General features: G+C 65.7%; 13 protein-coding genes. 5 read left to right on the top strand and 8 right to left on the bottom strand.

What is annotated here, in order from left to right; genetic code table 11:
• Positions 1–29 precede the first annotated feature (29 nt).
• From LG388_RS02465 to LG388_RS02500, 8 genes are all read right to left on the bottom strand, one after another.
• Entirely contained in the window at positions 30–1,085 is a 1,056-nt protein-coding gene (locus tag LG388_RS02465) for a type IV secretion system protein (RefSeq protein WP_225781255.1), read from the bottom strand.
• An 8-nt stretch (positions 1,086–1,093) separates the two neighbouring features.
• A complete protein-coding gene (locus tag LG388_RS02470) occupies positions 1,094–1,336 on the bottom strand; it encodes a hypothetical protein (protein WP_225781256.1) in 243 nt (80 codons plus the stop codon).
• A gap of 18 nt (positions 1,337–1,354) precedes the next feature.
• A complete protein-coding gene (gene virB5, locus LG388_RS02475; protein ID WP_225781257.1) occupies positions 1,355–2,089 on the bottom strand; it encodes a P-type DNA transfer protein VirB5 in 735 nt (244 codons plus the stop codon).
• A complete protein-coding gene (locus LG388_RS02480; RefSeq protein WP_225781258.1) occupies positions 2,082–4,589 on the bottom strand; it encodes a VirB4 family type IV secretion/conjugal transfer ATPase in 2,508 nt (835 codons plus the stop codon). The genes virB5 and LG388_RS02480 overlap by 8 nt, the downstream gene beginning before the upstream one ends.
• Positions 4,590–4,598: 9 nt before the next feature.
• Complete coding sequence (locus LG388_RS02485) at positions 4,599–4,964, bottom strand: type IV secretion system protein VirB3 (protein WP_225781259.1); 366 nt, start codon at positions 4,962–4,964, stop codon at positions 4,599–4,601.
• Between the two features lie 11 nt (positions 4,965–4,975).
• On the bottom strand, positions 4,976–5,245 hold the full coding sequence (locus tag LG388_RS02490) for a TrbC/VirB2 family protein (RefSeq protein ID WP_225781801.1): 270 nt from the start codon (positions 5,243–5,245) through the stop codon (positions 4,976–4,978).
• A 50-nt stretch (positions 5,246–5,295) separates the two neighbouring features.
• Positions 5,296–5,655, bottom strand: a complete 360-nt coding sequence (locus LG388_RS02495) for a hypothetical protein (protein WP_225781836.1) — start codon at positions 5,653–5,655, stop codon at positions 5,296–5,298.
• Between the two features lie 83 nt (positions 5,656–5,738).
• On the bottom strand, positions 5,739–6,230 hold the full coding sequence (locus LG388_RS02500; protein ID WP_225781260.1) for a hypothetical protein: 492 nt from the start codon (positions 6,228–6,230) through the stop codon (positions 5,739–5,741).
• 325 nt (positions 6,231–6,555) lie between these two features.
• Here LG388_RS02500 and LG388_RS02505 point away from each other — a divergent pair, with 325 nt between their 5' ends.
• From LG388_RS02505 to LG388_RS02525, 5 genes are all read left to right on the top strand, one after another.
• On the top strand, positions 6,556–7,356 hold the full coding sequence (locus tag LG388_RS02505; protein WP_225781261.1) for a ParA family protein: 801 nt from the start codon (positions 6,556–6,558) through the stop codon (positions 7,354–7,356).
• Positions 7,353–8,252, top strand: a complete 900-nt coding sequence (locus LG388_RS02510; RefSeq protein ID WP_225781262.1) for a ParB/RepB/Spo0J family partition protein — start codon at positions 7,353–7,355, stop codon at positions 8,250–8,252. The genes LG388_RS02505 and LG388_RS02510 overlap by 4 nt, the downstream gene beginning before the upstream one ends.
• Positions 8,249–8,605: a hypothetical protein gene (locus tag LG388_RS02515; protein ID WP_225781263.1), complete on the top strand. Its 357-nt coding sequence runs from the start codon at positions 8,249–8,251 to the stop codon at positions 8,603–8,605. Before LG388_RS02510 ends, LG388_RS02515 begins: the two co-directional genes overlap by 4 nt.
• Positions 8,589–8,876 carry a transcriptional regulator KorA gene (locus LG388_RS02520; protein WP_225781264.1) on the top strand — a complete coding sequence of 96 codons (288 nt, stop codon included), beginning with the start codon at positions 8,589–8,591 and terminating at the stop codon, positions 8,874–8,876. The genes LG388_RS02515 and LG388_RS02520 overlap by 17 nt, the downstream gene beginning before the upstream one ends.
• A 574-nt stretch (positions 8,877–9,450) precedes the next feature.
• Positions 9,451–10,431 carry a YafY family protein gene (locus tag LG388_RS02525; RefSeq protein ID WP_225781265.1) on the top strand — a complete coding sequence of 327 codons (981 nt, stop codon included), beginning with the start codon at positions 9,451–9,453 and terminating at the stop codon, positions 10,429–10,431.
• Positions 10,432–10,545: the final 114 nt, after the last annotated feature.

Raw genomic sequence — 10,545 nt, forward strand, 5'->3', positions numbered from 1 at the left:
AGGCAGGACTTCACGAAAGGACTCCTGGCTTATCGGCGATGCACGAGGTTCGGCATGACCTGCTCCCTGGGGATCACGGTGCCACCGCGACGCGGCGAAGCTCCGATGCCGGCGATCGAGGCCACCCCTGCGCCGACACGGTTGCCAGTGAGGCGACGGAAGGAGTCCCAGCGGCTGCCCGGCTCGCGGCGCATGCCGTCGATGACGCCACGGCTGAACTCGTAGCTTGAGCGCTTGGCGCCGCCGAGACCCCAGCGCAGCATGCCGCTAACCACGCTGTAGGTGCTGAGCGCGACGCCACTGGCCAATCCCGCGGCGATCGGCATCACCTGCCGCATCACCAGGAAGACGAGCGCTGAGGCTATGCAGACGCGTACGCTCTCGGCGATGGTGATGCTGGCGCCCGCAGCCGCAGCACTGGCCGCATAGGCCTTGACGATATTGAGGAGGAGCGATGCGGTCAGCATCGTGAGCACGCTGATCAACGCGTAGTTCGCAAGCTGCGCCGTCCATGCCTCGAAAAAGCGCCTGGTTGCCTCGAAGAAGAGCAGGACGATGAAGATCGGACCGAGCGCCAGCAGGATGGCGATGGCGACCTTGGAAAGGCCGAGCAGGAAGGCGGTCACCACTACCGACAAGCCCACGAGGATGTAGACAAGGAATCCGGCAGCATAGAACGCGAAATCGCTGTCCAGGATGCTGCCCTTCTTGAGCAGCTGTTCGGCGACGGAGGTGCCGTCCTGCCAGACCTGATCGATCACGCCTACGACGGTGGAGGCTCCCACGATGGACCTGGCGAGCTGCTCAGGTGCCTTGTAGAAGGTGTCGGTGATGATCTCGTTGTATGTCCACAGCCGCAGACCTACCCCGAGAATGACTGCGACCGTGAGGATGCGCTTTACGCCTTCCCAGATCGGCTCCTGGATTCGGCCTGTCATGCTGAGGTAGCCCCAGATCATGACGTAGACGGTTGCGAGCGTTACTGCGGCCGGCTCGATCGCAGAGGCGACCTGAGCGGTGTGGGAGCTGACGTAGTTGGCCAGTTGCCCATCGAGCCATGAGAAGAACTGAGCGAAGAAGCCCATGATTGCCCCTACTTCGCAGGACCTTGAGGAATCTGCACGGGTTTCAGGTTGCGAGTGCTTCCAATGCCATCGAGCTTCTTCTTCGTCAGATCATCAGGTGGAGCCTTCTGTGGTTCAACGGGCGCGGCTGGCGCTGCCGGTGCCACTTGCGCTGGCTCTTCCAACGTCCGCTGCTGGACAACGTAGTAGGCCCCGCCGCCGGTTGCGGCTGCGATGACGATAACGAGAACAATCCACGAGGTTTTCGACATGGGCGTTCCGCTACGTGTTTAATAGTTGATCGCCGGAAGAGACTTCATCGTGCCGATGTCCGACGCTGATTGTTCTCGGATGCGCTGCCTGCGCATGAGTTCTTCCGACCGGGCTACCTGATAGAGGCTCTGCAGCTTGGTCTGTTCGTTCGTGAGCATGTTCTGCTCGGCCTGAATCCGGGCCTGGAGTTCCTGAATGGCCTTGGGATCGTTCGTGCGGCCGATGGCGTTGATCAGCTGCTGCAGCGCCGAGAAGCGCTGGCTGGTGTTCTGATAGGCGCTCCGGGTCATGCCGTTGAGCAGGGCCGCGGCCTGCCTCCCCTGTTCCACGGTCTGGCGCATCTCGGGGCTGAGCGCATCCATCTGCGAACTGGTGAGGATCTTGTTCGCGTTCATGATGGACTGCACCTGGCTTGAGAGACCCGAATACCCGGACGAGGAGCCGCTCACCAGGCTCATCAGATCGTTGTAGTTCTGCGGCAGATAGTTGCGCTGCGCATCCGAGGTCGACAAAAGCTGATCCATACCCCGGCTGCCGGTCATCGCGCCATAGGTTTGCTGCAACTGCTCCTTCGAGGCCTGCAATTGGTCGAACTGCTTTTGCATCGCGGAGATCTGCTGCTGCCAGTACATGATCTGCTGGATCAGGTTGGCGACCGCGGCGAAGTCGATGACCGGAATTCCGGCGCGGGCGTGCAGCGGCGTCAGCAGCGCCGACGCGGCGAGGAAGAACGCAAGAAGGTGCCTACGCATGGGAGATCTCCTGGTTTGAAGGGGAGCGAGCAAACTGGACCGACAGGGCGGCACGGAAGGGCCCGAGCCACTGATCCGGGTGCGGCCCGTGCCGGGCCATGCATTCGCGCATGAGCCGCACGTTGCTGGTTCGCCCCGATATCACGTGCAGCAAGTCGTCGAAGCCTTTGAGGTCGAGTTGCGCCACCACGCTCACGTGGTTCTGCTTGATCAGGCACTGCCGGGAGCCGGGTTCCAGCTCCTGCTTGATGAGCGCGAACTCGCGGTCCGTGAGGTTGAAACCCTCGGTGTACTCGCGGTAGTCCGCTTCCGGGTTCGGGAAAAGAATCTTGGTCGGCGTCTGCTCGATGATGGCCCGCGCAATGCTGGAATCCAGCACGTGGCTCGTGCTCTGGGTGAAGGTGGCCAGATTGGCGTTCTTCTTGCGCCAGGTCTCCAGCCCGTTCTTGGCGAAGCGCGCGAAGGCCGGATCGCTCAGCAGCCTGGCGAACTCGTCCATCCAGCACACCAGCGGCCGACCGTCGACCATGCGGTTGACCAGGTGGAAGAGGTACATGGTCAGCGGCGCCCGGACCACGTCGTTGTCCAGGAAGTCGGTCACATCGAAGCCGACGAGGCTGTGCTGGGCCAGCAGGGGCGCCACCGCATCGGCGTCGTTGTCGAAGACCCAGGCGTAGTCGCCCTGTTCGCTGGCGCACCACTTGCGCAGGCGTGCGTGCATGCCTTCCGGGTCCGTCACATCCAGGAAGGCGATGAGCCGGGAAAGGCGCCGGAAAGGCGCCTCGAGCTTGAGCGTGCCGCGCAGGGCCTGGTCGAGGTCATCCTCCTGCTGCACCGTCAGGTCGTCCGTGGGCGAGCGCATCACCAGCCGGCGCAGCCAGTGCCGCATGAATTCGACGTTGTCGGCGACGCCGGCATCCAACTGCAGGGGATTGCAGCCGGTCGGCGCACCGTTCTTCAGGGGCAGATACTGGCCGCCGAGCGCCCGCACGAGGATATGCAGACCCTCGTCCTTGTCGAAGATGACCTGGGTGGCATCCAGCCGGTTGCAGATCGCTATCATGCAAAAGCCCAGGAAGGTCGTCTTGCCGGTGCCCACCGGCCCGACGCCTGTGATGTGGCCCACGTCCCGGCGGCTACCCCCATCCGGGCTGCGCGGGTCGCTCGCGTGCAGCGAGAAGAAGTAGGGCGAGCCGGACCGCGTCATGAGCATGGTGAGCGCGTCGCCCCAGTAGTTGCCGGTGGCCCGGCCGGTCGGGAAGTTGTGCAAGGGCGACATGGCCGCGAAATTGCGGCTGGTGATCGGTGCCTTGCGGGTTCGGTACCCGAAGTTTCCCGGCAACTGCGCCCAGAAGGCCGCCTCCAGCGCCAGGTCCTCGCGCGCCACCACCATCCCCGTGTCGCCCAGCAGGTAGCGGGCGTGGGCGACGTTGTCGTTGAGCTGCTTCAAGCGCGGCAGACCCTCGGCTTCGCTCACCCCGTCGTAGGTGTCGGCCAGGACGTGCAGCGTGAAGTGGTGATCGCCCACGACGAAACGATTGCTCATCAGGTCGTCCAGCGCGTCCTTGAGCTCCTCGGCCTGCGACACTGCCAGGTCGCCGGCGGCGGCCATCCGGTTGTGCTGGCGGCTCATCATGTCGGTGGCGGTGCCCTTGGCCAGGAAGGTGAAGCTCTGGGTCAGGACGAAGGGGAAGGGCGCCGTCAGCAGGGCGCCGAACATCCCGGGCGCCGTGGGCGTGGGGTATTCCTTGATGCCGAGGAAGGCGCCGATGCGCGTCTGCGTGCCGGTGCGGTACTCCATGGCCTCGTTGCCGAAGAAGGGCCGGGTCGTGGCCAGCACCTCGTTCAAGGGCGAGCGCGGCAGGGGCATGCGCTGCCACTCGCCGTTGATCAGGAGGCCATGGAACTCCACCAGCGCGGAGAAGAGCACATCGACGCCCTCGATCCGGTAGATGCCCAACGCCTCGGGGTCGTAGCGCTCCAGCGAGGCCAGCAACTCCTGGCGCAGCTTGGTGCAGGCGTCCAGCGAGTCGCGCAACTCGGTGCGGGTGCCTTCGGGGTCGGTGCGCTTGAGCAGGCGCAAAGCGGCATGGCCTATGCGGGTGGGCTGTGGCCGGTAGACCGCGGACAGGTACAGCTCGTTGACCATCAGCCGCTCACCGGCCATTTTCTGGCGGTAGCGCTCCTCGACTTCGCGGGCGAAGCCCGGGACGGTGCGCCCGACCGGGTAGCCGGTCTCGCGCCGGCGCACGACATGGGCCCAGATGGCCAGGTTGGGCGAGGCGATGTTGCGCAGCAGGACGTTCAGGCGCTCGTGCCAGCTGTTGATGTCCTCGTCATCCGCGCTCTCGAAGCTGGCGCCCGCCAGGCGCAGCGTCTGGACATAGTCGCCCGCACGGGTGCGGGCCACGTGCTCGTCTATGTGGGCGACCAGCGGGATCATGGCCGCGGCGCTCGCTTCCCGGCGCAGGGTGGCCTCGGCGCGCGAGAGCAGCTGCATGGCCTTGCCTCACAGCACAGTGGGCACGGCGCGCGCGCGCCGCCGGCCCGAGACATTCGGCATGTCGATGGCCAGCGGGCTGTACGAGTTGGCCCGCCAGAAGCGCAGGTTGCCGCCGAGCAGGGCCGGCAGGCGCGTGCGGCCCCACAACTGCACCAGGTCGAAGAACCTCGGCTCGTACAGGCACACCAGGTAGAGCACGCCATGGATCGGCACGAAGGCCAGCAGCCAGGCGAGGTTCTTCGTCACGATGAAGGACTCGGTCGTGACCACGATGTTGAACATCATGGCCGAGTAGGTGACGCCCCAGACCATGGAGGGGCGCGTCATCCCGACGAAAAGCGTGTCCGCCACGATGCCCGGGTTGCGGTGCACGGCGCGCTCCTTCAGACGCCGAAGAGGCCCCGGATCCAGGAGACGATCTGCGGACCGCCGAAGACCAGCACGGTGCCGATCACCACCGCCACCATCCACCACCAGCTCAGGCGTCCGAACCAGGCCATGGCGCCGGAGACCATGACGGCCACGGCGGCGATCGGCGTCAGGATGGAGGTGAGCTGCTGCTGGGTGGCGTTGGCGCCCGTGGCAAAGGGGCTGCCGGCCAGGGCCAGCTCCGGCGCCAGCATGCCCAGCGCGACCAGGCAGACGAGCAACAGCCGGAACGGGCGGCCCGCCCGGCCCTGGAGGCCGCCCGCGCCGCGGGGATCTACGCCAGCAGTTCGAGGCGCACCAGCGTGCTGCCGATGCCCAGGGTCTTGAGATGAAGCCGCAGCGTGTCCAGGCTGCGGAAGGTGCGCGGCTGGCCGGAGGAGCCAGCCAGGACGCTGCGCCCGAAGTGCCAGACCACCACCAGGTGCATCTGGTAGCGGGCGGGCTCCACTTCCGCAATGACGATCTCGATGAGGGACCCCTTGTGCAGCAGCTCGACCATTTCGAGCTGGGTCACGGTACCCGCGGGCAAGGCGCGGCCGGGCGGCGCTGGTGCAGCCGCGGTCCGGGATGTGGGGGCGGCCTTGGTCGGCCTCTTCGCCGTCGTCTTGGGCTTGGGCCGTACGGCAGAGGTCATGGGCAAGCGCGTAGAGGTGGGGGGAGGCAGTATTGTGAACGAAAGTACCAGCAGTCGCGGCGTTGTGCATGGCGCTACTCCAGTCAGCGGGCTGAAACAGTTCGCGGGATCGCCGCGGAGGGCGGGGCCAGCGAAATCGGTGTGGCGGGGTCGGCGCGGCGGCCCTTGCCGTAGACGTCCCACCAGGGCGGCGCGGCCGATGCCTTTGGCGCACGTGATCGCTCGGTGGCCAGCTTGCCTGCAGCCAGGGCTGGGGTCTGCGCAGTTGTTGGAACGACCGTGCGCATGGCACTTGCCAACTCGCGCTTGAGGCCGGCGATGTCGGCGAGGGTGTGGGCGTGCTGCTCCTCGGCCTCGGTGACCCCGGAGGGATCCGATGCCGCCAGACGCTCGGCCTTGCGGCGGCCCAGGGTCTCGAGCAACGCCTCGGACTTCCGGAGTTCCTGGCGCAGGATCTCCACGCGATCGCTGTCGCGCGCCGCCTGTTCGGCGGCAGGGATGGTGTGCGCAGCGGTGGAGGGCTGCGCCAGCGCTGCACACGTGCAGGCGAGCCATCCCAGCAGCGTGACCAGCATCGCGTGTCGCAACGATGCACGGCGCCATGCCGGCTCCCCAGATGCTCGCAGATGACCACTCTCGACTGGCATGGGCGCACTGTCCGCCAGGCCGCCCGAGCCTGTCAACAAATCGTCGCAATCGAATTCCTATAGTTAGCTATAGAGTCTCTAGACAATTGAAATTTGCCGGACTACGCTAACTGCGTGATTTCTCTGGGGAGTTGGCGCGAGGCAGCGGAACGTCATTGCCGTGAGGCTCGCAACCCACATTGAGAATTCAGTAGTGAGCTTTACGTCTCGTAGCGCTACTGTTCCGGCGCGTGCGACGCAGCGAGGTGCGGTGATGCGGCATGTGGTGGTCTTTGGTAATCAAAAGGGCGGCGTCGGCAAATCCACGCTGTCGGTGCTTTATGCGCTCTGGCTTTCCGATGTGCATCGCCAGTCGGTGTGCGTGATCGACCTGGACACGCAGGGCAATACATCCAAGACGCTGCGTGGCTTCGATGCCGGCGTGCTGGCGGTGGATCTGTTCGCGGGCGCGGCGACGGCCATGGCGCCGATGCGCGCGACGGCTGCGCAACGCCCCATTGTGCTGATCGCCGCTTCGAAGAAGCTCGCGGACGTCGAGCTGGCGAAGCCCGAGACGGTCGTGCCGGCATTGCGCGGGAGCGTCGCACAACTGGCGCAGCATTTCGACACGGTGGTGATCGACACCCCGCCGGCGCTGGGCCTGCGCATGAGCGCAGCGTTGATTGCGGCCACGCGCGTCGTATGCCCCATCGAGCTGGAGGAGTACAGCATCGACGGTGTTACCGACATGCTCAAGACGATCTTCGGCATTCGCCAGCGCTACAACCCGAAGCTGGAACTGGCGGGCATCCTCTTGAACCGCTTCAACGCGCACTCCGTGCGCCAGAAGGCGGCGATACAGCAGTTGGCTTCGCGCTACCCGGATTTCGTGGTGCCGGCGCGCATCTCGACCCGATCCGCGATTCCCGAGGCGTTGGCCGAAGGCAAGGCGGTGTGGGAGTTGGCCAGGAGTTCGGCGCGCGAGGCCAGCGCGGAGCTCAAGCAGGCCTTCATGCTGCTGCAGTCGCGTATCGAGGCGCCGCAGCAGGTCGTTTCGCGGGAGGTTGCCGCATGAGTGATCGAAGTGCCCTGGACTTGAGTGCGCTGGCGCAGTTCCGGCCCTCGGACCTGCTCGCGGCGGGTGAGGGCGTGTCGGCGCCGGCATCGGCGGTGCACGTCGAGCTGGATCTGATCGACTTCGATCCGGCGCAGCCACGGCGCAGCTTCCGCGAGGAGAGCATCGACGAGCTGAGCGCGTCGATCCGGTTGCACGGCGTGCTGGAGCCCGTGTCGGTGCGGTCGAACGCTGACGCGCCGGGCCGCTACATCGTCAATCGCGGGGAGCGGCGGATCCGCGCGGCGCGGCGCGCAGGCTTGAAGACGGTGCCGGTCTTCATCGACGAGCGGATCGATCCGTTCGCGCAGGCGGCCGAGAACCTGCATCGCGAAGACATGTCGGCGCTTGACCTGGCGCAGTTCATCGCGGCGCGCGAGCGCGAAGGGATCACGCGCGCGGAGATCGCGCGCCGGCTGGCCAAGCCGCGTTCGTTCATCACCGAGGCGGCGGCCTTGACGGGTGCCTCGGAGGATTTGCGCCAGGCCGTCCGGGAGGGCCGGGTCGGCGAGGACGTGCGCACGCTCTATCGGCTGGTCTCGGCGGGCCGCGAGTCGCCGGAAGTCGTTCGGGTCGTCGTGCAGGGTCCGGATGTGGTGAGTCGGGCGAATGTGGATGCCCTGCTCGCGCGGGCACAGGGCGCCGAGGCGTGGCAAGGGCATTCGATGCGCAGCGCGCAGACGGTGAGTGGCGGGCGCACCGTGCTGGTCGTGGAACATGAAGGGCGCCGGGGATCGCTTCGGATCAAGGCGCGCGATGGCGATGTCGGCGAGGTCCGGTTCGGGGATGGCTCGCGCCGCGCCGTGCCGCTGGCCGCGCTGAGACTCGTATGCTGGGCCACGGAGGAAACAATATGACGGATCTGCAGACTGGGCGAGCGGCAAAGCCGCAGGGCCCTGGGTTCGTGGGCAGTGCTGTCTGCTGGGCGGGCACGGCCCTGGGGTGGGCCGTCTTTACGGCCTGGCTGGTGCTCCGATGCGCGATCTGCGCGATCCTGGTGCTGGGCGAACCCGTGATCCGGGCGGTGCTGGTGCCGTTGGCGTTCCTGGGCTTCCTGGTGACGATGATCTTCGGGTTCCTGATCGGGGATCCACGTTTCCCGCGCTGGGGCATGCTAGCGTTTTCGGTAGGTGCGCTGGTGCTCTACTGGTGCTACCTGGGGTTCATGAGTCTTTTCATGTCGCTGCCTTCCCATGACCGCGAGCGTTGACGAGGCCGAGCTGCAGCGGATCGCCAAGCAACGGCGATTTGATCCGCGCACGCTGGAGATCGCGCGGCGGCTGTTCATCGAAGGCGATCGGCCCAAGCTGCTGGCAGCCGAGTACGGCCTCATCCTTCAGCGCATCTATGCAATCCGCAAGGCGGTGCTGGACCTGGCGCTGCCGGCGGGCGAGGCCGAAGTGACGCTGCGAGGGCCGGTCGAGGCCGTCGAGGCGGCGCAGCGGGCCTTCGAGCGGTACATGGAGCGGATGCAGGGCTGAGCGTTCCGTTCATCGCGGCTAAAGCGGCCGACCTACTCCAAACTGCGCTGGACAACAAGTTGCCGCGCCAGTGATTTCTCGCCCAACCGCTCCCATGAGGTTCTGCGGCGCGGCCTCAGTGACCTCGCTCAGACTGGCCGAGTTCAGATACGAAGCCGACGAATGGTACGCGCGCGGCCTGGGGCGAGCGGGTGCGCCGGCACGCAAAAAGCGCCGAGGCCGGCCGCTAGCCTGGTGGGGTCGCCGACGATCGGGTTCGTTGACACGCGGAAGCGACATGGGGGTTCGAGCCGTTTGCAACGGTGCTGGATATAACTAAAGCAGTCGCCTCGCGTTCGCTTTCGCCTCCGTCTCATGAAGGCGCCCCTGCTCCCCGGGGTCTTGATTGGGCCGCAGCCTGTCTTCGTTTGTCATCCGGTCGATGACTTGGACTCGCTCACAGTTTGAGCGAGTTCGACGCTAGCCTCGCGTGCTGGGCTATCTCGCTAGACCGTGCAATTCCCTCCCGACTCATCGTTACAAACAGTTATAGTTGAAGTGGCTCAAATCCTGAGCGATCCCTTCATCGCGCCGAATGTCCAAGACCGCCCGCGTCTACAAGATTGAAATGCTGATCCGCAACCGCGGGCACGTCAGCTTCCAGACGCTGCTGGACGAACTCGAAGTCTCCCCGGCGACCCTGAAGCGCGACCTGGAATACCTGCGCGACCAGCTTGGCGCTCCGATCGAATACGACCGCTATGTCAACGGCTACCGAATTGCGTCAGAAACCCGCGGCCCCAAGCACGAGCTTCCGGGCCTGTGGTTCGACGAGCGTGAGCTGTACAGCCTGCTTATGGCGCACCAGTTGCTGAATGAGATCGACGACCAAGGCACACTCAGCCGTCACCTCCAGCCGCTGCTGGACCGCATCCACGATATGCTCGGCACCACCGATAGTGAAGCCCAGGCCATCGTCAAGCGCGTCAAGATCATCAATGCAGCGCGCCGCCCCGTTCCCAGCAAACTCTTCGAGCTGGTCGGTGAAGCCCTGGTCAAGCGCCGACGCGTCCAAATGCGCTACCTCACCCGCGGCCGAGGTGAGGTCACCGAACGCAAAGTCTCGCCTCAGAGACTCGTCCACCACCGAAACACTTGGTACCTGGACGCCTGGTGCCACAAGAGTGACGGTCTGCGCCGCTTCGCCCTTGACGCCATCGAACATGTGCAGCTGTTGGACGCCAGAGCCAAGGACGTGTCGGCCAAGACGCTGGAAGCCGAAATGGACGCCGGCTACGGCATCTACGCCGGAGGCAAGCGCTACTGGGCCACACTCAGTTTCGACGCCAGGGCCGCGGAGTGGGTCAGCCGCGAGGAGTGGCATCCGGAGCAGCGCAGCCGATGGACAGATGACGGTTGCTACGAGCTTCAAGTCCCCTTCGCGGACGAGACCGAGCTCGCGATGGACATCCTGCGCCACGGCGGCCATGTCGCGGTGATCGAGCCCGCGTCCCTCAGGAACCTCGTGAGGAGGCGCCACGAGGATGCGCTCGTGCTCAACCGATTGCCAGCTTGACCGGCCGACACAACAAGACCCAAGACAAACGAGGCAACGGACGGTGGTGGTAGTTCGGCACAGAGACGACTTACAACTCGAGCCAGCGAGCGCGCTGCGTGGGGGCGCACACGC

It is taken from the genome of Xenophilus sp. Marseille-Q4582, from assembly GCF_916700565.1.
Taxonomy (GTDB): domain Bacteria; phylum Pseudomonadota; class Gammaproteobacteria; order Burkholderiales; family Burkholderiaceae_C; genus Xenophilus.